Annotated in this window: 23 protein-coding genes; 16 read left to right on the forward strand and 7 right to left on the reverse strand. The window is 69.3% G+C overall.

The window, feature by feature from the left end:
• Positions 1-265: 265 nt before the first annotated feature.
• The 7 genes from OXR63_RS01270 to OXR63_RS01300 are packed head-to-tail and all read right to left on the reverse strand — an operon-like array spanning position 266 to position 4,431.
• On the reverse strand, positions 266-1,369 hold the full coding sequence (locus OXR63_RS01270) for a hypothetical protein (RefSeq protein ID WP_267419516.1): 1,104 nt from the start codon (positions 1,367-1,369) through the stop codon (positions 266-268).
• On the reverse strand, positions 1,294-1,539 hold the full coding sequence (locus tag OXR63_RS01275) for a hypothetical protein (protein WP_267419518.1): 246 nt from the start codon (positions 1,537-1,539) through the stop codon (positions 1,294-1,296). The genes OXR63_RS01270 and OXR63_RS01275 overlap by 76 nt, the downstream gene beginning before the upstream one ends.
• A complete protein-coding gene (locus tag OXR63_RS01280) occupies positions 1,536-1,823 on the reverse strand; it encodes a hypothetical protein (protein WP_267419520.1) in 288 nt (95 codons plus the stop codon). Before OXR63_RS01280 ends, OXR63_RS01275 begins: the two co-directional genes overlap by 4 nt.
• A complete protein-coding gene (locus tag OXR63_RS01285) occupies positions 1,823-2,386 on the reverse strand; it encodes an antitoxin VbhA family protein (protein WP_267419521.1) in 564 nt (187 codons plus the stop codon). Before OXR63_RS01285 ends, OXR63_RS01280 begins: the two co-directional genes overlap by 1 nt.
• Positions 2,387-2,439: 53 nt before the next feature.
• Positions 2,440-2,715: a hypothetical protein gene (locus tag OXR63_RS01290; RefSeq protein ID WP_267419522.1), complete on the reverse strand. Its 276-nt coding sequence runs from the start codon at positions 2,713-2,715 to the stop codon at positions 2,440-2,442.
• Complete coding sequence (locus OXR63_RS01295; protein WP_267419523.1) at positions 2,715-3,743, reverse strand: hypothetical protein; 1,029 nt, start codon at positions 3,741-3,743, stop codon at positions 2,715-2,717. Before OXR63_RS01295 ends, OXR63_RS01290 begins: the two co-directional genes overlap by 1 nt.
• Positions 3,736-4,431, reverse strand: a complete 696-nt coding sequence (locus OXR63_RS01300; RefSeq protein ID WP_267419524.1) for a hypothetical protein — start codon at positions 4,429-4,431, stop codon at positions 3,736-3,738. The genes OXR63_RS01295 and OXR63_RS01300 overlap by 8 nt, the downstream gene beginning before the upstream one ends.
• A gap of 194 nt (positions 4,432-4,625) precedes the next feature.
• On the opposite strand from OXR63_RS01300, the gene OXR63_RS01305 reads away from it, so the two are divergent.
• From OXR63_RS01305 to OXR63_RS01380, 16 genes are all read left to right on the forward strand, one after another.
• Positions 4,626-5,171: a DNA N-6-adenine-methyltransferase gene (locus tag OXR63_RS01305; RefSeq protein WP_267419525.1), complete on the forward strand. Its 546-nt coding sequence runs from the start codon at positions 4,626-4,628 to the stop codon at positions 5,169-5,171.
• Entirely contained in the window at positions 5,168-5,851 is a 684-nt protein-coding gene (locus OXR63_RS01310) for a hypothetical protein (RefSeq protein WP_267419526.1), read from the forward strand. Before OXR63_RS01305 ends, OXR63_RS01310 begins: the two co-directional genes overlap by 4 nt.
• Entirely contained in the window at positions 5,848-6,318 is a 471-nt protein-coding gene (locus OXR63_RS01315; protein WP_267419527.1) for a hypothetical protein, read from the forward strand. Before OXR63_RS01310 ends, OXR63_RS01315 begins: the two co-directional genes overlap by 4 nt.
• A 29-nt stretch (positions 6,319-6,347) precedes the next feature.
• Positions 6,348-6,599, forward strand: coding sequence for a hypothetical protein (locus OXR63_RS01320; protein ID WP_267419528.1), 252 nt, complete (start codon positions 6,348-6,350; stop codon positions 6,597-6,599).
• Between the two features lie 243 nt (positions 6,600-6,842).
• Positions 6,843-8,039 (forward strand): hypothetical protein, encoded by a 1,197-nt coding sequence (locus OXR63_RS01325; RefSeq protein ID WP_267419529.1) that lies wholly within the window; start codon positions 6,843-6,845, stop codon positions 8,037-8,039.
• 35 nt (positions 8,040-8,074) lie between these two features.
• The gene (locus OXR63_RS01330; RefSeq protein ID WP_267419530.1) at positions 8,075-8,656 is read left to right on the forward strand and encodes a hypothetical protein; all 582 of its coding nucleotides are present in this window, start codon (positions 8,075-8,077) and stop codon (positions 8,654-8,656) included.
• A gap of 943 nt (positions 8,657-9,599) precedes the next feature.
• Entirely contained in the window at positions 9,600-10,379 is a 780-nt protein-coding gene (locus OXR63_RS01335) for a BtpA/SgcQ family protein (RefSeq protein WP_267419531.1), read from the forward strand.
• An 87-nt stretch (positions 10,380-10,466) separates the two neighbouring features.
• Complete coding sequence (locus OXR63_RS01340; protein WP_267419532.1) at positions 10,467-11,693, forward strand: SIS domain-containing protein; 1,227 nt, start codon at positions 10,467-10,469, stop codon at positions 11,691-11,693.
• A complete protein-coding gene (locus tag OXR63_RS01345) occupies positions 11,690-12,592 on the forward strand; it encodes a carbohydrate kinase family protein (protein WP_267419533.1) in 903 nt (300 codons plus the stop codon). The genes OXR63_RS01340 and OXR63_RS01345 overlap by 4 nt, the downstream gene beginning before the upstream one ends.
• On the forward strand, positions 12,589-13,311 hold the full coding sequence (locus OXR63_RS01350) for an aspartate/glutamate racemase family protein (RefSeq protein WP_267419534.1): 723 nt from the start codon (positions 12,589-12,591) through the stop codon (positions 13,309-13,311). Before OXR63_RS01345 ends, OXR63_RS01350 begins: the two co-directional genes overlap by 4 nt.
• The gene (locus OXR63_RS01355; RefSeq protein WP_267419535.1) at positions 13,308-14,828 is read left to right on the forward strand and encodes an amidohydrolase family protein; all 1,521 of its coding nucleotides are present in this window, start codon (positions 13,308-13,310) and stop codon (positions 14,826-14,828) included. The genes OXR63_RS01350 and OXR63_RS01355 overlap by 4 nt, the downstream gene beginning before the upstream one ends.
• Positions 14,825-15,757: a hypothetical protein gene (locus OXR63_RS01360; RefSeq protein ID WP_267419536.1), complete on the forward strand. Its 933-nt coding sequence runs from the start codon at positions 14,825-14,827 to the stop codon at positions 15,755-15,757. Before OXR63_RS01355 ends, OXR63_RS01360 begins: the two co-directional genes overlap by 4 nt.
• The gene (locus OXR63_RS01365) at positions 15,754-17,517 is read left to right on the forward strand and encodes an oligopeptide/dipeptide ABC transporter ATP-binding protein (RefSeq protein WP_267419537.1); all 1,764 of its coding nucleotides are present in this window, start codon (positions 15,754-15,756) and stop codon (positions 17,515-17,517) included. Before OXR63_RS01360 ends, OXR63_RS01365 begins: the two co-directional genes overlap by 4 nt.
• Positions 17,514-18,371 (forward strand): ABC transporter permease, encoded by an 858-nt coding sequence (locus OXR63_RS18290; protein ID WP_267419538.1) that lies wholly within the window; start codon positions 17,514-17,516, stop codon positions 18,369-18,371. The genes OXR63_RS01365 and OXR63_RS18290 overlap by 4 nt, the downstream gene beginning before the upstream one ends.
• A 5-nt stretch (positions 18,372-18,376) precedes the next feature.
• The gene (locus OXR63_RS01375) at positions 18,377-19,303 is read left to right on the forward strand and encodes an ABC transporter permease (protein WP_267419539.1); all 927 of its coding nucleotides are present in this window, start codon (positions 18,377-18,379) and stop codon (positions 19,301-19,303) included.
• Positions 19,304-19,399: 96 nt separating this feature from the next.
• A complete protein-coding gene (locus OXR63_RS01380) occupies positions 19,400-20,992 on the forward strand; it encodes an ABC transporter substrate-binding protein (RefSeq protein ID WP_267419540.1) in 1,593 nt (530 codons plus the stop codon).
• Positions 20,993-21,042 lie beyond the last annotated feature (50 nt).

Genomic DNA, 21,042 nt, shown 5'->3' on the forward strand with positions numbered 1-21,042 from the left:
TCCGGACCGACTGATTCGCCGCGATGATGCGATTGTGTGAAGCATGACGCGGGACGCCATGTGGGTGGAGGCGGGGCGCGGCGAATTGAAGTTACCGGCGTGGGTGTGGCGCAGCGGAATGCACGCAGGCTATCGATGCGCTCCCACCGCGCGTTCGACTCATGGTCCTGATACCGAACCTCGTCGTCCTCCGGCATGAGGGCCGTCTCGCGCGGCAGGCCGCCCAGCGGATGATCGGCATGCGCCGTGAGGGTGATCGTGTGAGTCAGCTCAACAGGTTGTGTCGCAGGTCGTATCCGGTGTCAGCGAGGAACTGCAGCCGGTCGCGTACTTCTTGCAGTGAGGCCGCGTCGTCGGCGTTGCGGTAGTCGGCGCGGAGGAGCGTGTTGGCGGTGATGATGTCGTCGGTGCGGTCCGTGTAGCCGGCAGCGTCCGCTGTGAGGAAGATCGTGGGGTCGGCCGGTCGGATGAGTTCTGTGCCGGCGAAGCCGATCGTGTCGGCTTCGAAGCCGAGCGCGACCATATCGACTACATGCTCCGTGAACGCGACGACCCGGTAGGGCAGCTCGTGTTTGCTGATGGCGGGGTAGTCGGGCCGGTCGGAGATGGCACGTCCGGAGATTCGGCAGCCCGCTGCGATGAGCCGTTCCGCCTGTTCCATGAGCGGCAGGTCGGACGTCCACCGTGTCCTGACACCGCCCGGCCCTGGGTAGCAGGCGATGGCGAAGTCGACGAGCCCTCCCACCTGTCGCGACTCCCACCCGATGTCGGTGCGGTGCACGCGTTTGCCGAGGCGTGCGAGCCCGTCGTCCACCTGCCCGGCAGTCAGCCCGGCCCGGACGAGCCTGTCGAAGGTGGCGCCGTTGACGGCAAGCATCCGCGCTATGGCGAAGGTGACGGAGATGGGGGCGGCGTCCTTCCACCGTTCCTTCGTGCCGAGGGTCTGTCTGCCGTCGATCCAGACGCGGCGCCGGTCGACGTCGACCAGCAGCACCGTCGTCGTCTGTTCTGCGAGGGCGATCTGCGTCGCAGTCACGGTCCGCGGAGCAAGGAGCAGCAGTTCCGCGTCATCCGGGTCCTCGCCGCGGGGGCGTTGGGTGAGGGCTGGGAAGCGTGCGCGGCGGCCGTCGGGCAGGCGGATCGTGTCGTGCGATTCCACGATCGCGCGAAGCCCCGCGATTTTCAGGACTGAGAGGGTGTTGGTGAGGTCGGTGGTGTCGCCGAGCCCGTACGGCATCGTGATCTGCGGCCGGCCCGCGTACGCGGCGGCAACCCACTCAAGCCCGGGCCCCATCAGCTGCGCTCTTCCGGTGTGTCGGGCCGGGTGAGGGCGATGAGCCAGCGGGTTTCCTCGAGGAATGGTTCCCATCCGGTGCGGGTGTCGCCGTGTGCTGGTTCGCAGATGGTGCCGGTGTCGGTGCTGCGGATGATGACCTGCCGCAGCTCGGTGCTGGGTGGGTCGCGGAAGAACACGTGCCCGTGCACGCCGGTGGCGTCGTAGGCGACGTTGAGGAGGAACAGGTCTGGCCGATTGGTCATGGTCGCCACCGTCGTCCGCGGAACAGGGCGATGATCGTCGTCAGCGGTCGCCCTTCCCGCATCCAGTCCAACGGGGTCAGGACCCGTTCGTCGACTGTGAGGAAGTCGAGGGGTGTGGTCATGAACTCCGTCATCGCGGCAGCGTCAAGGAGCGGTTGCGGTGCTGCTGCGTAGAGGACGTCCAGACCAGGCAGCAGTGACGACGGGTCGCCGAACTCGGGGAGCGCGGGCTTCACGAGTTGCCAGTCGGGGATGCGTTCTTCGCCGTCGAGGTCGAAGCTCATCAGCCGGTTCGCTTCGAACAGCTCACCGACCTCCTCAATGCTGACCTGCAGGGCCGCAGCGACTTCCGCCTCGGTGAGGGTTGTGTTGAGCAGGTTCCGGCGGATGCGGGCTTGTGTGGTTGCCACCAGTCCTCAGGGACGTCCGCCGGACCGACCGCGGAGTGTTCGGGTTGGCGGGGGATCTGTCCGCCTTCGTCGGCGTACGCAGACAGTTGTTCGCGGGTGACTTCCCCGCGGGCGTACATCCACAGCTGCGACTGCCACGGCATGTCGTCCGGGAACCCTTCCAAGTACCCCGAGTGGATGACCGCCCTGACGGCTTTCTCCCTGCGCGCGATTTCGGAGGCGGGGATGAGGAGGGTCTGCACGATGCGGTTCGCTTCCCGCACCGCCGGCACGGTCAAGTCTGACAGGACCGTGTTTGTCCTGTCGTAGAGCTCGTACCCGGGCTCGACGTCGATGGGGCGGACGAGGATCTGCGCCAGGTGCGCGTCCGGGTTCTCTGTGTCCTCGAGGAGCACGTGCCCCCAGAGGATTCGGTCGTTCGAGAGGTGCATGGACACCAGACGCATCATCAGCAACTACCTCCAGAGGGATGGGTGTGAGCAGAGCGGGGTCAGGGCTGCGGGAAGTCGGCGCGGGTGCGGCCGAGGCGCTCAGGCGTGTACCGGAGAAGGAACCGCATGATGCGATCCGCCTCGACCATCGCCGGGACCGACGAGTCCTGCGCCGTCGGGTCGACGTTGGTCAGGCGGAACCAGGGCGGTTCATCGGCGTGGTCGATGAGGACCGTCGCCGGCTTGTCGTCCGGGTGGGCGGGGTCGGTGAACATGACGGAGCCGAAGAACCGGGTGTCGTCGTAGGCCAAGGCCAGCGACAGCAGTTGCAGCATCAGCTCATCCCGCCCTTATCGCTGCCGGGGTGCCAGCGGAGGTCGTGGGCGAGGTCGAATCGGAAGTGCAGCAGCTGCCGCAGCCCGTTGACCGCGTCCGTGTTCGCGGCAACCCAGCTGTCTTCGTAGAGGAGGTGCGCGGTGATGAAGTCATCCGTGCAGCACCCGTCAGCACCGGTGAGGATTGTGGTGTCCTGCGGGATGACGACCGACACTGTCGCCTCGTTCACGGTGGCGGGCTCGTAGCCGAGCGCGGTCATGTCGGGGTGCTGGGCGAAGAACGCCGTCAGTCGGTTCGGTGGGACGATGACGCCGGACTGCTGTGCCGCCCACCGGTCCGACATCACCCCGCCGAGGCTGATGAGCTGATCGGCCTGCGCGTCGATAGTGGTGTCGCGGCGCCAGCAGGTGCGGATTCCGCCGTAACCCGGATACGCCGCCAAGGCCCAGTCGCACAGGGCGGCCTGGTCGGCTGCTTCCCATCCAATCGGCGTGTGAAACACGTGCGTCCCGAGAGGGGGCATCGCGGCGCGCACCTCGTCGAGTGAGATGCCGATGCGGTCCGCGATAGCGCGTGTGCCGCCGCCGTGCAAAGCGACGGTGCGGGCGATCGCGAACACGGTCCGCCACCCTGGTGTCGCGTCACGCTCCATCGACGACCCGTACACCTGCCGCCCGCCTGCCCAAACGCGTTGCCGTTTCCCGTTCACGACCACCAAGTCCGGGTAGCGGCGGGCGAGCGAAAGCACGCCGCCTTCCGACCCACCGGGGATGACGATGAGGTCCTCGGTCCGTTCAGCGGGTGGGCCGTCGTCGTTGATCGTCGCGGTCGGGTTCGGGGTGGACAGGAATCCGGACCGGCCGTCATCAAACCGGAGCCGATCGAACGCCTCCACACGAGCGGGCATCCCCGCTGCCGCCAATGCCACCAGCGTCTGCGTGATGTCGATTGTCCATCCGAGCCCGAACGGCAACGACAGGATCGTCTGCTGGTGTCGGATGTCCTGCACCCACTGCCGGTCACCCATCAGCGCCGCCCCCGCCCGGCTTTGCCGGCCGGGACGCCTTGCGGCCAGCGAGCCTCGCGTCGTCTTCGGAAAGTCGCTCGAGCCCGAGCCCGGACGCGTCGAGGATCGCGTTCTCGGACTCTTCGGTGGCGACGAATGACCCGATTTGCGCGTTGACCGCGACAAGAGCCCCTATCCGACTCCGCGCATCCAATACCACCGCAGCGACTTCGTCGTCGGTGCAGTCGGAGGTCAGCTCCGGCTTCGACGGGTGCAGGGCAGGGAACTCGAGCTGCTGCATCGGCGGATGCCACTTCACCCCGACCCGCAAAACCCGACCGTCGGCGACGTTGCGGTAGAACATCGACCCGAACGGGTGGCCCATGTCGAGGGTGAGGTCCGCTCCGTACAACGTCCAATCGGCGGCGGCGTACGCCGGGTCCCACCGCTGAACGGTGAGCGCACCGAGCCCCATTCTCAGGCCAGGGATCAAAGCCTGACCCTCCTGCAGCTCCGCGTAGAGGGCTTGCATGTCTGGGGGACTCTGGTCGCGTAGGTCCGCGAACGGGACCCGAGCCACGCGGTGTAACTCCTCCTCGCGCGTCTCGCTCTGGTGTGCACTGCTGCCGAACTGCTGGGGCTCCCTTGGGTCGTTCACGAGCGCCTGCTTCCTCTTGCGGACCGAGTATCTGAGGCTGATAGTAATCAACAGTGCCCACTTGCGAAAGAGAGAGGAGGCGCGCTTCCAGCAGGCCCATCACTCCTCGCGAATCATCGTCCAACGGCTCTACTCCCCAGCAACGGCGGGGATTGCGAGCGCTCACGGCCGCCTCAGGGGCGCCCTCCTCGGATCGGGATCCTTGATCTCAACAGCTGGCGTTAGGGATCCCGCATACGGATGGCGTGACTGACAACGCCAATCAGAAGACCCGCCCACCGACTCCGCGGACCCGCTCCGGTTTCACCCACGAATCGCAGAGCGCTGAGACGGTCGAGTGGTACACGCCCCGCTGGCTCATCGATGCCATCGGCATCCACTACGACATCGACGTGTGCTCACCCGGCGCAAACAAGACGTCCATCCCCGCCGACCGCCACTACACAGTCGCCGACGACGGACTCACCTCGCCCTGGAGCGGCACAGTCTGGTGCAACCCGCCCTACGGACGCGAGACCGGCACCTGGATGAAGAAGCTCGCCGACCACGGCGACGGCATCGCCCTCGTGTTCGCCCGGACCGACACCGCCTGGTTCCAGGCGGCAGCGTCCCGAGCGACGGCCCTGTGCTTCCTCGCTGGCCGCATCAAGTTCATCGACGGACGAACCGGCAAGCCCTCCCTGGGTAGCCCCGGTTCCGGCTCTGCGCTCCTCGCCTTCGGCCTCAAGGCCGCTAACGCCCTCGCCGAAGCCAACCTCGGAATCACCCTCACCCGAAAGGACCAGCCTTGACTACGAGCAACTCCAACTTCAGCCCGGATGTGCTCGACTCCATGATTGTCGGTCCGGGGCAGAGACCCGGCGTACCCATCATCGAGACGTGCCACATCCGCGCGGCTCACGAGCACACCGAGGAAGAGCGAACCGAACTTCTGGAGCTCGGCGCTCGATGGGGTGCGCGAAGCGTGAACGCGTACATCGAGCTGCACGAGCAGCCGTCCGCCCGCGGCCGCTACACCCGAATCCGCCACCGCCGACCCCCACTGCTCGGCCTGCGGGACTACGCCCTCACGGTAGCTTGGGCGGGCCCGGCGAAGACCAACGACGACATTCACGCGGAGCGCATCTCCGCCGAGAAACGATACGAGGCCGAGGAGCTCCGTACGGCCGCGCGGCTCAGCATCACCCTCGCCGAACTTCGCAGACGGCACTGGTCCGAAGTCAGCCACCTCGGCGACGGTGGGATTCACCGTCTCCGACGCGACCTCGCATGGCTGCGCGCGGACGTCGCGTCGCCCGGGCACCGCATGGACATCCTCTCCCTGTTCCCGGACGGCGCGGACGTGTCCCTCGAGGACTTCCGCTTCAAGCTGATGTGGCGCCAGCGCGAGCCGCGGAGCCCGGGCGACAGGCCTCGTGGGCGGGCGAACTCCTACAGCCGTTTCTCGGGGTGCAGTGGCGGTGCCTCTTGAGCGGCAATCTCGAGGCGCGGACCGACGCCTTCCTGCTCGCGGCACGTCAACGCCACGGCGACAAGTACGACTACAGCCGCGTCGCCCACGAGTACCGGAACGCCCACACCGCCATCAGCATCGGATGTTCAGACCACGGCATCTTCAACCAAACCCCGAACGAGCACCGCCGCGGCGCCGCCTGCCCCGACTGCTCAGCGCGACGCGGGTCCAGCGCCGCAGCCCGGCACCGCAGATTCCTCAGCGCAGCCATTACTGCGCACGGCAGCCGCTACAGCTACGACGCCGTGGAGTACGTCGACCAGCACACGCACATCACCATCACCTGCCGAACGCACGGTCACTTCCAGCAGCGACCCGACCGCCACGTCGCCGGCCACAACTGCCCGACCTGCGCCCACACCGCGCGATTCATCACCCGCCGCAGCACCGTGGCCGAACCACCACTGCCCAAATGGTGGAACTAACCCCAACCGAAGAGAACAGGAACACGCACATGAATCAGCCGCGCATCGAGGGAAACCTCTACTACCCCAACACCGACACACTCGCCGAAGGACTCAACCAGTACGGCAACGCCTCGTGGGCCATGCACTACCACCGAGACCGCAACGCACAGGAGACGCACAACGCCACCCTCTCCCGACCGACCTTCAGGCTCGCCATCAAGGACCAGACTCGGGCGAAGCCAAAGCCGAGCGCGCGACCGGAAGGAACCGTCCCCTGCCCGCTCATCCGCGAGCCGTAAAGGAAGAACGGAACGCCCCTCCGCTGAGCGGAGGGGCGTTCCGTTTTGGTCTGCACCTCAAACCTCGACGACGCCGCGAGCCGTACTGCGACGCACTGGCGCACGGCCAGCTGAGAGTCGCCGCTAGGCATCGCAGCGAGCGCAATCGCGGCTCACGGGGGGCGCAGTACGCCGCTTGGACTTAGGCCCCGGGACTCTTGGGTGTGCGCGGTGACGAGGTGAGGTTGAGGTAGTCTCGCGAGCGTGAGCGATCCACGTCCCGAGTCGGAACACCCGGAGGCTGATAGTGCGCTGCCCTTCGCAGAGCTGCGAATGGACGGCCGGGATTTTGAAGGCGGCCGCATGCCGGTTGCTGCGTTGGCTGAGCTTCAGCGATATCAGGAGCTCGTCCGCGCGGCAGCAGAGCTGGAGTGGGAGAAGGAACATCCGGGCGAGGGCCTCCCCAGCGACTTCGACGAATCGTTTTCGCTCGTGCTGAAAGATATCAAGCCTGGCAGTGCAACGTCAGTACTTGAGTCGCGCAAGTCGGCATACGAGCCCTACTTCGAACGTGGTAGAAGCGAGCTTGAACGCGAGATTGCAGTTATTGAGCAGTGGCTTGACGACAGCAATCCTCAAGCTGTTTCGCCGCAGCCGCTAGACCTGCCCCTTCTCGACCAGCCCGAATTCCTGGCGCTCGGCTCGTCCATATCGGATGCAGCATCGTTCAGTATCTCGGCCGATCGTGGCCGTCGGATTGAGATCACTCCAACCCTTCGCAACCGCGGAATTCGACCGCTTGCTGCGAGGCGTGCCGAAGCTTTGACTCCCGCCGCCCAAGAGATCGCGTTCGAGAAAACCTCCGAGTTCGGAGAGGTTGCCGGCCATCTTGTGCAACTTGATGCGGAGACTCGTAGTTTCAAACTGGTGCCTCTCCGATACGGCGGGCACAAGATCAGCGGGCGTTACAAGAGCGATACCCTCACGCCCGAACTCCGAGAGCACTTGGACAGCCCTGAGAAGCGCACCATCGTTCGTCTGAAGGGGACGCTCAGGTATCACGGCACCAAACTCGCCAGGTTGCTTCAGACGAGTGAAGTGAACGCTTTAACGCTCGACAGTAAGCCCTGGTCGAGAAGATTCATTGAGCTGGCCACCTTGGAGGAAGGCTGGTCGGAAGACGGTGAAGGCAAGCCCATTGATTTCCTTGCTCTAGACGCGGCGCGCGAGATCCTAGAGGCAGTCCTGGAGAGCCAGCGATCCCTACCTGGAATTTTCCCGATGGTCGATGGGGGCGTTCAGCTGGAATGGTCCTCGCCGGATTTCGTGACGAACATCGAGATATCACCCGGCTTGTCTTTTTACCTTTTCGATCTTGCTGTTGATTCGCTCTCATCGACATCGGTTGAGACCGACGACCTCGCGAAAGCGAAGTCCTTCGTAAGGGAGACGTCGCGATGAGTCCGTTCAAAGCGCTTCTCGGAGGGGAGGTCCGTATGACCGATGCCGCCGAGCTTATGTTCCGCCAGATTACCGACCCGATGCTCAACGACGGGAAGGTTTCAAGTCAGGCTTTCGGCCCGATGAGTAGCTCTGATCTCCGGAAGCCTTCTTTCGCTCGCGAGTTCCTGACGACGGCCCAAGACGCGAGGGACTGGCACTCGAAGAACGCGCGGCAGTCGCGTGGTGTCTTGGCATGCTCCGTGGGTGAGGTGGAGAGGGCGGGGACGCGAGCGGTCGATGATTCCGCGGTACCGCGGCCTGCAAGTCAATCCGTAGCGCCTGCACATTGCTTCGTCGACTACCAACATCTCAACAAGCCCGAGAAGAAGTTCGTCGAAGCGTTTCTGCTTGCTAAAGCTCTAGACCGAGACTTCCTGGACACGGTCGACCTTGATGTTGATGCTGATGTTGATGTTGATGTTGATGTTGATGTTGATGCTGATGTTGATGTTGATGCTGATGCTGATGCTGATGCTGATGCTGATGCTGATGCTGACGCTGACGCGGACCCCGATCTAGGGGCGCCTCGCGGCGAGGACCATGACGTTGAGGCGCTGAGTACCGGAGCGGCGTGAGGAGCAGCGCCTGCTGAGCTACGGGCCGTCGTTGGCCTGGAGCACTAGCTGAGCGACAGGACGCCGACGTTCCGGTGCTCCATGCTGCGTCATCAGAAACCCCCGGTCAGGACGTTGTCCTATCCCTAGAGTGGGACGGGATCACGGCCGCGGTGGATGCGGCTTGTTCGCGATCGCCGTCCATCGGCGCGCTGGCGCGGATCGGCGAGTTTCGTAAACGCCCCCCACAGAAAACCCCCGTTCACGCGGGGGTTTTCGTTTTTCTGTGAGTGGCCGTGGCGCATGTTCGGTGCGTCCCTCGAGCGCAGTGCGGCGTGACTGACGGCCGACACACCTCACCTGCACCGGCCGTTGAACTGTTGCGCAGCGATCAGCGCGCGGCGTCGCAGGGCAGAGGGGTGGCGATCAGGGCGAGGTCGACGAGGTCCTGTGCGCGGGAGGACCGCCCTTCGCCGCCGTGGCGAGTCGCTCCCGAACGCGCCTCAGCCCCAGTGGCGGAGTGGGCTCGGAGGCCCATCCTGGCCATTGCGCCCTGTTGGACGAAGAAGCACCCCGACGGTGGCGAGACCGTCGGGGCGCAAGGTCGTGGAGCTTCGAGAAGCTTCGCGACCAGGAGGAGTCTAGGGGATCGGCGTGGCAGCTGCGCGTCCGGGGCGGCACCATCGCTCCCACGTGGACGAGCGGCGATCGTGCTCGCCGACGTCTCCGTTCGTCTGTACCGTGCGTGAGACAGCCTCGTGCGTCGAACGGCTCGTCGCGAGTCCACCTCGTCCTCCCTGTGTATACAGACTGGTCGACTGACAGAGGTCAGCGGTTGCGTGAACCTGGTACACCCAGCCTGTGATCAGGCATTTCGCGGCGGGATCGGTGTTTCCAGCGCTTCGTAACACCGTCGTAACGCGCGTTGACTCGCTGGAAACACCCGAATGTATACCGTTCTCGCATGCCTCACGCGTTCCGCCTCGTCGGTGTCCTCCACCTCCCGCCCCTGCCCGGCGCGGTCAACTACGCGGGCGCTTCCGTCCAGGAGATCGCGGTGCGTGCGGCCGAGGACGCGGTCGTCCTGCAGGACGCCGGCTTCACCCACGTGATGGTGCAGGACGCCAGCGACATGCCGCAGGCGGTGACGGTCGGAGCCCCCACTGTCGCAGCGCTCGCCGTCATCGGCGCCGCCGTCACCGCGGCCGTCCACATCCCGGTCGGCGTGGTCGTCGGCCACAACGACGGACCGAGCGCGGTGGCGATCGCCCACGCGATCGGCGCCTCGTTCATCCGGGTGAAGGTGCTGACGGGCGTCTCGATCGGGCCGACCGGGTGGATCGAGGGGTGTGCGCACGAGGTCGCCGCCATGCGCCGACTGGTCGGCAGCGACGTCGAGGTCTGGGCCGACGTGCACGAGGCCACGAGCCTGGCGCTCGCGTCGACGCCGGAGTGGGCCGCGGTCGTCTCGCGCGACTTCGGACGCGCCGACGTGCTGGTCGTCACGCGGGACAGCGGTGTCGGCGATGCGCTCGACGTGATCGCCAGGCTGCGCGAGTCGGTGCCGGACGTCCCGTTCGTGATCGGCGGCCGGGTGTCGCTCGCCACGATCGAGGACACGGTGCGTGGTGCCGACGGGGCGATCCTCGGCAGCGCGATCAAGCAGTCGACCGCGCCGGACGCCCGGGTCGACCCCGCGGTCGCGGCGCAGTTCGGTGGCGCACTCGCCCCGGTCATGCCCTGACCCCCGTCATGTCCTGACCCCCCCCGTCACGTCCTGACACCCGTCACGTCCTGACCCCCAGATCACCCGAACCACCGGAGCCACACGATGACCAGCACCCCGCCCAGCCCCTTCATCGGTGCAGGCAGCCCCCTCGACGCCCGCCAGCAGGCCGTCGTCGAGCGGGTCTCCGCCGCCGAGCACGCCTCGATCGTCGCCCTCCCGACGGACCACCCGCTCGACCCCAAGCGTCGAGCACGTGACGAGGCCACGTACCCGGAACTCATCGCGCAGCCCGACCGGATCCGCGAGACGCTCGCGGCGAACGACCAGGCACTGGCCGAGCTGGCATCGGTCATCGCGGGCATGGACGTCGACCGGGTGTTCGTCACGGGTGCGGGCGACTCGCTCGCGGTGGCGATCGCGGCACGGCAGCTGCTCGAGACGATGCTCGGGGTGCCGTGCGAGCCGGTGCAGAGCCTCGACCTGGCCTACTACCTCGCCCCGCTGGTGACCCCGCGCAGTGTGGTCATCGCACTGTCGAGCTCGGGGGAGACCACCCGCACGGTCGAGGCCGCGCTGATCGCCCAGCACGCCGGTGCCCTGACGGTCGCCATCACCAACACCGCGGGCTCGACGCTCGACCAGGAGAGCGAACGCACCCTGCTGCTCCGCGCGACCCGGGTCGGGTGGCCGACGCAGTCCTCCACGACCGCGCTCGCGCTGCTGCTCGACCTGGGCACCCGCGTCGGTGTCCTGCGGCACCACCCCGAGGCCGCCGCGCTGGGCACCGAACTGGCCGAGATCCCCGACCGCATGGCCGAGGTCATCGCCGCACTCGAACCGCAGCTCGCCACCATCGCCGAACGGGAGCACGACAGCGGCACGTTCCTGTTCTCGGCCGCCGGCCCGAGCTGGGGCTCCGCGATCATCGGCGCCGCGAAGGTGAAGGAGTGCACGCCCGACCGGGCCGAGGCGACCCAGGTCGAGGAGTTCCACCACTACAACTCCCTGAAGACCGGTGAGCCGATCTGGGTCATCGCCCCCGCCGGCCCCTCCGTCCCACGCGCGGTGCACACGGCGAGCGAGGCCAAGCGCTTCGGCGGCCGCGTGGTCGTCGTGACCACCGAGGGCGTGGACGCGTTCGACGCCGTCGCGGACGAGGTCCTGACCCTGCCGGCCGTCGCCGAACCGCTGAGCCCACTGCTCACCGTCCTGCCGGCCCAGCTGACCGGCTACCTGCTCGCGATGGCCCAGTTCCGCGCAGCCGAAGCAGCCGAAGCCGCCGAAACCGCCCTGGTGACCACCGGAGCAGCCGACGGGCGGACCCCGTGACCGACGGCTCGCTGCTCTGCATCGGCAACCTGACGATCGACGACCTGGTCGTCGACGGCACCACGACGACCGCCCTCGGCGGCGACGCGCTCTTCGCTGCCCTGGCAGCGCGCCGCGTGCTGACGGACGTCCGGATGCTGGCACCGGTGGGGACGGACCTGCCGGCACCGCTCCTCCAGGCCGTCGCCGGGACCGGCATCCGGATCGAGGCGACCCGGCCCCGTGACGGTGCCACGATCCGGAACCGCATCACCTACGCGGCGGACGGGTCGCGCGTCTGGGACCTGCTGTCCGGCGAGGACGCCTTCGACACGATGTCGGTGTACCCGGAGGACGTCGCGGCGCAGGCGCTCGACGTCGACGGCGTGCTCGTGTCCGCGATGAGCCTGCGGTCGCAGCTCGCCATGGGCCCGTGGCTGCGCGAGCAGACCGCACACGACCACACCGTGGTCTACCTCGACCTGCAGGAGGACTACGTGCTCGGCAACGAGCGCGCGCTGCTCGCCCTGCTGCCGACGTGCGACGTGTTCCTGCCGAGCGAGGTCGAGGCCGTCGCGCTCGCCGGCACCGCCGACCTGACGCTCGCCGCCGCGCGCTTCCGCGACGCGGGCGCCGACGTGGTCGTCATCAAGACCGCCGAGCGCGGATGCGTCGTCGCGACGTCGCGCGGGACCGTCGTGGTGCCGACCGTCGCCGTGGCACCGGTCGACTCGACCGGTGCTGGCGACGCGTTCTGCGGCGCCTTCGCGGCCGCGCACGTCGCGGGAGCCGACCCGGAGGACGCCGCCCGACACGGTGCGGAGGCGGCTCGCGTCGCGATCAGCGGCCACGGCGTCGCCCCACTGCTGGCCGAACACGGCATCACGACGTCGTTCGTCGCGTCGGGGGGACAGCGATGACCCACGTGCGGATCCTCAACCCGAACACCAGCGAGCCGATGACCGCCGCCGTGCTGGCAGCAGCCCGCGCGGTCGCCCGTCCCGGCACCACGGTGAGCGCGAGCCACTCGACCGGAGCACCCGCGACCGTCGAGACGCACGTCGACGAGGTCTTCGGCGCCGCGGGGATCCTGGCCCAGGTGGAGCAGGGCGAGCGCGACGGCGTCGACGGCTACGTGGTCGCCTGCTTCGGTGACACTGGCCTGCCGGCGGCGCGTGAACGTGCGGCTGGCCCCGTGGTCGGCATGACCGAGGCCGCGCTGCAGACCGCGTCGCTGCTGGCCCACCGGTTCACGGTCATCACGATGCCGCCGCGCACCCGCGCGATGACGGACCGGGTGGTCGCCTCGCTCGGACTCGCGCACCGCTGCACGGTGCGCGCCGTCGACGTGTCGGTCGCGGAGATCGAGGCGGGCGCCGGCCCGGCGTTCGACGCCTTCGTCCTGGAGGCTCGTGCCGCGCTGGCAGCGGATGCTGCGGAAGCCGTGGTGCTGGGCTGCGCGGGCCTCACCGAACTCGTGGAGTCGCTGACCGCCGCGCTCGGCGTGCCGGTCGTCGACGGGGTCGCCTCGGCCACGACGGCGGTCGAGGGGCTGCTCGCGCAGGGCCTGTCGACGTCGCGCGCCTCCACCTGGGCCGCTCCCGAGGGCTCCCCGACGACGAGCGAGGTCTGGCGATGAGCGTGCTGCTGACCGACGTGCTCGTGTGGGCCCCGGACGAACGTTCCGGGATGACCGGGCCCACCGACGTGCTCGTGGACGGCGACGTCATCGCGGCGATCGGCCCCAGCGCCCGTGCCGCAGCCCCGGTGGACGTCCGCGTCGTCGACGGTGCCGGGCACCACGTCGTCGTGCCCGGCCTGGTGAACGCGCACTTCCACTCGCCGGCGAACCACCTGAAGGGTGCGTTCCGCAGCCGGCCGCTCGAGACCTTCATGCTCTACGAATCGCCCGCCGACCCGGCACTGGCACCGACGCCGCGCGAGGCCTACCTCCGCACGATGCTCGGTGCGCTCGAGATGCTGCGGACCGGCACGACGAGCGTGCAGGACGACGCGTTCCTGATGCCGACGCCCGACCCGGCGATCATCGACGCGGTGATGCAGGCCTACGCCGACAGCGGCATCCGCGCGACCGTCGCCCTCGACCAGCCCGAGCTGCCCGACGCGGACAAGCTGCCGTTCCTCGACGGCGCTGACGACGCGTTCGCCGCTGCGCTCCGGGCGCCGGCACCCGCCGCCGCACCGGAGCTCCTCGCCGCGTACGACCACCTGGTCCGGACCTGGCACGGCGCCGCCGACGGCCGACTGTCCGCCGCGGTCTCCGTCTCCGCCCCGCAGCGCGTGAGCCCGGAGTACTGGGGAGCGCTCGACGACCTGAGTCGCGCGCACGACCTGCCGGTGTTCGCGCACATGCTCGAGACCCGCACGCAGCGGGCGCTGTCCGTCCCCGGCACCGGGCAGGACCGGTTCGCGGGCCGCAGCCTGGTCCGGTACACGGCGGACCTCGGTCTGCTCAACGACCGCGTCAACGTCATCCACGCCGTGTGGGTCGACGACGACGACCTCGACCTGATCGCCGACGCGGGTGCCGTCGTCGCGCACAACCCGGTGAGCAACCTCCGGCTGGGCAGCGGGGTGATGCCGTTCCGGGCGATGCGCGACCGCGGGATCACGATCGCGCTGGGCGTGGACGAGGCGATCTGCGACGACTCCGTGAACACGTGGGGCGTCGTCAAGCAGGCCGGTCTGGTGCACAACGTCTCCGGACGTGACGCGGAGGACTGGCCGGCTCCGGCCGAGGTCCTCGACGCGCTCTGGGAGGGCGGTGCCGCGGCGATGCGGCGGACCGGTCAGATCGGTCGCGTCGTCGTCGGCGCGCAGGCGGACCTGGTGCTCCTCGACCTGCACGCCCCGGCGTTCACGCCCTTCAACGACCTGCGCGGCCAGCTCGTGTACTGCGAGAACGGCGGCAGCGTCCGGATGACACTCGTTGCCGGGCGCGTGGTCGCCGAGGGCGGCCAGGTCGTCTCGGTCGACGAGACCGCACTCCTCGCCGAGGCCCGCGAGCTGCACGCCGCGCGCCGACCGGCACTCGAACGCACGTGGGCCTCGGTCGACGCGCTGCTGCCGGCGTACGACGCCGTCGTGCGCCGCGCCGCCCGGACCGATGTCGGCATGAACAGGTGGACCGCATGACGCACGACAGCACGCTCCCGGAGACGGTGGCCTCCGCCGCACAGGACACCGTCCCACCGGGGCACGGGCTCTGGCCCTACCGCCCGATCACCGCGCCCGCGGGACCGGCCTGGCCGGACGGCCGCCGCCTGGCGGTCTACGTCGCCGTCGGGCTCGAGGAGTACCGGTTCGGCGTCGGCCGCACCGAGGACGTGGTGCCGGACGTGCCGGTGCCGGACCTCGTGAACACCTCGTGGCGCGACTACGGCAACCGCGTCGGCGCGTTCCGGCTGCTCGAGCGGCTCGACCGTGCCGGGATCCCACCGACCGTCCTGCTGAACACCGCGGTCTACGACTCCGCGCCGGAGCTCGTCGCCACCGCGCGGCGCCTCGGTGCCGAGTTCGTCGGGCACGGCATCTCGAACTCCGACTCGCTGGCCGGGCTGTCCACGCATGACGAAGCCGCGTACCTGGCCGCCGTCGCCGCCCGGATCACCGCGGAGGAGGGCACCCCGCCCGGCGGCTGGTCCAGCCCCTGGCTGACGCAGACGCCGTCCACGCTCGACAACCTGGTGGACGCCGGGTACCGGTACCTCCTCGACCTGCGCATCGACGACCGGCCGGTCACCCTCACGACACCGTCCGGAGCGATCACCGCGCTGCCGTACGCCCTCGAGGTGAACGACAGCACGACGATCATCGGACGCGGGGCATCCGCGCGGGAGTTCGCGGACATGATCGTCGACGAGTTCGACGAGCTGCTCGAACGCTCCGAGGAGCAGCCGCTCGTGATGAGCGTCGTCGTGCACTCGTTCATCTCCGGCGCACCGTTCCGCCTGCGGGCGCTCGACCGGGCGCTGCGCCACATGACCGAGCAGCGCGACCGGGTCTGGTTCACGCAGCCGCGCGCGATCGCCGCACACCTCTCCACCCGGGGCGGCGCGGCATGACCGCCGTGGCGAGCGTGCGGGACCTGCGGCTCTCGCTCGAGCGCGACGGGGCCCGGTCCGAGGTGCTGCGCGGGATCGACCTGGACATCGAGGCCGGCGAGATCGTCGGGCTCGTCGGGGAGTCCGGCTCGGGCAAGAGCATGCTCGCCATGAGCCTGCTCGGACTCCTGCCCGAGGCCGCCCACCCCGAGGTCACCGGCACCGTCGAGGTCGCAGGCACCGACATGGCCCACGGACCCGAGGCCGCACGGCGCGAGACCCGGCGAACCGCCCTGGGCGCGGTGTTCCAGGACCCGATGACCTCGCTCAACCCGACCATGCGCGTGGGTCGGCAGATCACCGAGACCGGGCAGGACCGGGCGGGTGCGATCGCCCTGCTCGACGCGATGGGCGTGCCCGACCCCGCGATGCGCTTCAGCGTCTACCCGCACGAACTCTCCGGTGGCCTGCGGCAGCGCGTGATGGCGGCGATCGCCGTCGCCGGACGTCCGGCCCTGGTCGTGGCCGACGAGCCGACCACCGCGCTCGACGTCACCGTGCAGGCGCAACTGCTCGACCTGCTCCGCGAACTCCGCGACGTGCACGGCTGCAGCGTGCTGCTCATCACCCACGACCTGGGTGTCGCGTCGCAGATCGCCGACCGCATCGCCGTGATGTACGCCGGGCGGCTGGCCGAGGTCGGTCCGGCGCACGCCGTGCTCACCGCGCCGGCGCACCCGTACACGGTGGGCCTGATGCGGTCGCGCCTGTCGCTGTCGCTGGACCGCCACGCGCAGCTGCCGACCCTGCCCGCGGACACACTCGACGCCGCCGAACGGGTCGTCGGCTGCCCCTACCGCGCCCGGTGCCCGCTCGCGTTCGACCGCTGTGCGACCGAGATGCCGACCCTGGCGGACTCGCAGCCCGCGCCCGACCACGGAGCCGCGTGCCTGGTGTCCGCCGAGACCGTCCGCGCTCACGCCACCGCGACGATCGAGCCCGTCGACCGCGTCGCCGACGTCCTGCCCGAGCACCGCGACGCCGCACCCGCGGTCGTCGTCTCCGGGCTGGTCTGCTCGTACACCTCGGGACACGGCCGTCGTCGGCGGACCGTGCACGCCGTCCAGGGGGTCGACCTGACCGTCGGTGCCGGCGAGGCGCTGGCCATCGTCGGCGAGAGCGGCTCGGGCAAGTCCACGCTGCTCCGCGCCGTCGCCGGGCTCGTCCCCGCGGCGTCGGGCTCGATCACGCTGGCGGACGGCGGTGCCCAGATGGTGTTCCAGGACGCTGGGTCCTCGCTCACCCCGTGGATGAGCGTCGGCGAGACCCTCGGCGAGCGACTCGCGGCCCAGCGGCTCGGCCGCGGTGAGACCGAGCGCCGGGTGGCCGCCGCCCTCGACGGCATCGGCCTGCCGACGTCGGTCGCCCGACTCCGACCCGCCGATCTGTCCGGCGGTCAGCGACAGCGGGTCGCGCTGGCCCGGGCGACCATCGTCCGTCCGGCGGTCCTGCTCTGCGACGAACCGACGAGTGCGCTCGACGCGTCCCTCGCCGCGATGACCCTGAACCTGATCCGAGACATGCGGCGGGAGCTCGACATGACCGTGTTGTTCGTCACGCACGACCTGGCGGTGGCCCGGCTGATGGGTGACCGGATCGCCGTGGTCCACGACGGTCGGATCGTCGAGATCGGTGATGCCGACGCCGTCGTCCGCGACCCGCAGGAGCCCTACACGCGCACGCTGGTGGCCTCCGTGCCCGAGATCGCGGTGGCCCGGTGAGCGCCGTCGCCGTCACACGACGGTTCTCCCCGGCCGCGCTGACCGGTGGCGTGCACGCTGGACGCCGGACCGCGTGGGTGCTCGTCGGCCTGCTCGGCGTCCTCACCCTCGTCGCCCTGCTGGCACATGTGCTGGCCCCGGCCGACCCGATCCAGCCGGTCGGCGGGGTCCAGCTGCCGATCGGCACCCCCGGGCACCTGCTCGGGACCGACTCGATCGGCCGTGACGTCCTGTCCCGCACGCTGTACGGCCTGCGGACGTCGTGGTTCTCGGCGCTCGCCGTGGTCGCGGTCGGGCTGCTGGTCGGCGGTGTCGTCGGTGTCACGGCCGGTGTCGCCGGGGGCTGGGTCGACACCGTGCTGATGCGCGTGACCGACCTGTTCCTCGCCCTGCCGTCGACCCTGGTCGCGATCGCCATCGTCGCCGCACTCGGGCAGGGACTGACGAACACCCTCGTCGGCATCTCGATCGTCTGGTGGCCGTACTACGCGCGGATCATCCGCTCCGAGATCCGCTCGATCGTCGCGCGCCCGCACGTCGAAGCCGCCCGGGTCGCCGGTGTCAGCCGCGCGCGACTCGTCCTGCGGCACGTCGTCCCCGGGGCCGTCCCCACCGCGATCGTCACCGCGAGCCTGGACATCGGGAACGTCGTCCTGCTGCTCGCCGGACTGTCGTTCCTGGGACTCGGGCAGCCGTCGCCGGCGCCGGAGCTCGGTGCGGACACGGCCGCGAACACGCAGCTGCTCCTCAGCGCCTGGTGGGTGCCCGTCGTCCCCGGTGTCGCCGTCCTCGTCCTCAGCCTCGTCGCGAACCTCGCCGGCGACGGCATCCGAACCCTCGTCACCAGGAGGTGACCGGCATGACCAGGTTCCTGCTCCGACGCCTCGGCTCGCTCGTCGTGGTGCTGCTCGTCCTCAGCGCCGTGGTGTTCGTGCTGCAGCAGGTCTCGCCGGGTGACCCAGCCCGCGCCTTCCTCGGCGCGAACGCCTCGCGCCAGGCCGTCGCAGCCGAACGCAGCCGGCTGGGGCTGGACGACCCGCTGCCGGTGCAGTTCCTCCGGTTCATCGGCAACGCGCTGCACGGCGACTTCGGCACGTCGTTCCGGACCCACCGCGCGGTGGCGACGGACCTGGCGTCGGCCCTGCCTGCGACGGTCGAACTCGTCCTGGCCGCGTTCGTGATCGCACTGGTCCTGGCCGCCCTGTTCGCCGCCTCGGCTGCGCTGTCCTGGCCCTTCGCCGGCGTGTACCGCGGCGTGCTGCTGATCGGAGCGACCGCACCGCCGTTCCTGCTGGCGCTCGGCGGGATCATCCTGTTCTACGCCCAGCTCGGGTGGCTGCCTGCGTCCGGTCGTGGTGACGGCGGACCCGGTGCGGAGATCGCCCACCTGGTGCTCCCCGCGACGGTCCTGGCGATCGCGCCGGCCCTGGCGATCGGGCGGATCCTCCGCGCCGGACTCGAGACCACCCTGGCCGCCGACCACATCCGGACCGCCCGGTCGAAGGGCATCGGCGAGGCCGGCATCCTGGCGCACCACGTGGTCCGGAACGCGATCGGGCCGGCCCTGTCGATGGCCGGACTGCAGCTCGGCTTCATGTTCGCCGGCGACGTCGTCGTCGAGCAGGTCTTCAGCTGGCCGGGGATGGGCAACTACCTGGCGAACAGCATCCCCACGTCGGACTTCCCCGCCATCGCCGCCGTCACGCTCGTGCTCGGCGCCGTCTACGTCGTCGTGAACACCGTGGCCGACGTGCTGCAGACCGCCGCCGATCCGCGTCTCGCCTGAGACGCCCCACCTCGTCCCACCCCCTGCTCCACATCACCTCTGCTCCACACCACCTCTGCTCCACCACCTCGGTACCACCCACCCGAAGGAGACCCCGTGAGCCTCAGCACCCTCCGCAGGCGGACGCGCATCGCGCTCGCCGCCGCTGCGGTCCTGCCCCTCTTCGCCCTCGCCGCGTGCTCCGGCGCCGGCAGCGCGAGCACCGCGAACCCCGCCCCGACGAACGGCACCCTGACCGTCGGGCTGCTCGGCGACATCGGCCAGCCGCCGGACCCGGACATCTACTACGCCAACAACGGGCTCGCGATCGTGCTCAACACGTACGAGGGCCTGGTCCAGTACGCCGACGACACCGACTCGGTGAAGATCGCACCGCGGCTCGCGACGACGTGGGACGTCAGCAGCGACAACACGACGTACACGTTCCACCTGCGGAAGGGCGTGACCTTCCACGACGGCACCCCGTTCACCTCGGCCGCGGTGAAGGTCGCGTTCGACCGCCGCATCGCGGTCAAGGGCGGAGCCGCCTACATGGTGCAGGGCGTCAAGAGCGTGCAGACGCCCGACGACCTGACCGCTGTGGTCACGCTCGACGCACCGAACTCGGCGTTCCTCGACTACCTGGCCTCGCCGTTCGGTCCGAAGATGGAGTCGCCGACCGCGTTGCAGGAGCACGCCGGCTCCGACGACGCCCAGACCTGGCTGCAGACGCACGACGCCGGCACCGGGGCCTACGCGATCAGCGCCGCCGACCCGGGCACCTCGTGGACCCTGAAGCGCTACGACGGGTACTGGGGCACGAAGTCGCCGTTCACGACGGTGAAGCTGCCGATCTACTCGGACGTCTCCGCACTGCAGCTGGCGTTCGACCGCGGTGACGTGTCGGCGGTGGTCGCCGCGCTGCCGTCGTCGAGCCTGTCGAAGTACGAGGACTCGACGAAGTACGCCAGCTACATGCTGCCCACGCTGCAGTCGGCGCTGGTCACGCTGAACCCGTCGCGGGAGTTCTTCGCGTCGAAGGAGGCACGCCTGGCGTTCCTGCAGAGCATCGACCAGAAGTCGCTCGTCAAGCAGGTCCTCGGCAGCCGTTCGGAGCCCGCCACCACGCTCTACGCGAAGGGCATGGTCCCCGGCGGCAAGGACGAGCAGGAGCTGACCTACAAGCCCTCGGTGATGAAGGACTACGCCGCCGGGCTGTCCAAGGGCACGAGCATGACGATCGGCTACGCGAGCGGCAACACGAACGCGCAGCAGATGGCCAACATCCAGGCGGCGAAGCTGCAGGCGCTCGGCGTCACGGCGACCGCCAAGTCGTACCCCACCTCGCAGGTGTTCGGGTGGATCAACGACCCGAGCTCGGGTCCGGACGCGTTCTTCGACGGCAACAACGGCCCCGACGGCGGCTCGCCCTACATGTGGGGGCACGTCTTCTGGGACAAGTCCGGCGGGATCAACTACTTCGGCTGCGACGTGCCGAGCGTGGACGAGAAGCTGAACCAGGCCGTCGCGACCGGGGACGACGACCTGTACGTGTCGGCCGCGAAGGAGTACGCGGCGACCGGCTGCTACTACAACCTGTCGTACAACAAGGACTGGGTCCTGGCGCAGAAGTGGCTCGCCGGGGTCCCCGGAGCCCACAACATCGGCGCGAATGAGCTTGACTTCAGCAAGCTCAGCATCAAGAAGTGACCCCGCGGGGTCGGGTGGTCCGGTCGCATGTCCGGACCACCCGACCCGGT

Origin of the sequence: Curtobacterium sp. GC_Cur_3, assembly GCF_026544205.1 — a bacterium.
Classification (GTDB): Bacteria; Actinomycetota; Actinomycetes; order Actinomycetales; family Microbacteriaceae; genus Curtobacterium.

Excerpts from the sequence above, each read along its gene's own strand:
- OXR63_RS01270 (WP_267419516.1), bottom strand. The coding sequence starts at position 1,369 with ATGGGAACCATTCCTCGAGGAAACCCGCTGGCTCATCGCCCTCACCCG.
- OXR63_RS01275 (WP_267419518.1), bottom strand. The coding sequence starts at position 1,539 with ATGACCAATCGGCCAGACCTGTTCCTCCTCAACGTCGCCTACGACGCC.
- OXR63_RS01280 (WP_267419520.1), bottom strand. The coding sequence starts at position 1,823 with ATGAGCTTCGACCTCGACGGCGAAGAACGCATCCCCGACTGGCAACTC.
- OXR63_RS01290 (WP_267419522.1), bottom strand. The coding sequence starts at position 2,715 with ATGCTGCAACTGCTGTCGCTGGCCTTGGCCTACGACGACACCCGGTTC.
- OXR63_RS01295 (WP_267419523.1), bottom strand. The coding sequence starts at position 3,743 with ATGGGTGACCGGCAGTGGGTGCAGGACATCCGACACCAGCAGACGATC.
- OXR63_RS01320 (WP_267419528.1), top strand. The coding sequence starts at position 6,348 with ATGAATCAGCCGCGCATCGAGGGAAACCTCTACTACCCCAACACCGAC.
- OXR63_RS01330 (WP_267419530.1), top strand. The coding sequence starts at position 8,075 with ATGACCGATGCCGCCGAGCTTATGTTCCGCCAGATTACCGACCCGATG.
- OXR63_RS01335 (WP_267419531.1), top strand. The coding sequence starts at position 9,600 with ATGCCTCACGCGTTCCGCCTCGTCGGTGTCCTCCACCTCCCGCCCCTG.
- OXR63_RS01340 (WP_267419532.1), top strand. The coding sequence starts at position 10,467 with ATGACCAGCACCCCGCCCAGCCCCTTCATCGGTGCAGGCAGCCCCCTC.
- OXR63_RS01350 (WP_267419534.1), top strand. The coding sequence starts at position 12,589 with ATGACCCACGTGCGGATCCTCAACCCGAACACCAGCGAGCCGATGACC.
- OXR63_RS01355 (WP_267419535.1), top strand. The coding sequence starts at position 13,308 with ATGAGCGTGCTGCTGACCGACGTGCTCGTGTGGGCCCCGGACGAACGT.
- OXR63_RS01360 (WP_267419536.1), top strand. The coding sequence starts at position 14,825 with ATGACGCACGACAGCACGCTCCCGGAGACGGTGGCCTCCGCCGCACAG.
- OXR63_RS01365 (WP_267419537.1), top strand. The coding sequence starts at position 15,754 with ATGACCGCCGTGGCGAGCGTGCGGGACCTGCGGCTCTCGCTCGAGCGC.
- OXR63_RS01375 (WP_267419539.1), top strand. The coding sequence starts at position 18,377 with ATGACCAGGTTCCTGCTCCGACGCCTCGGCTCGCTCGTCGTGGTGCTG.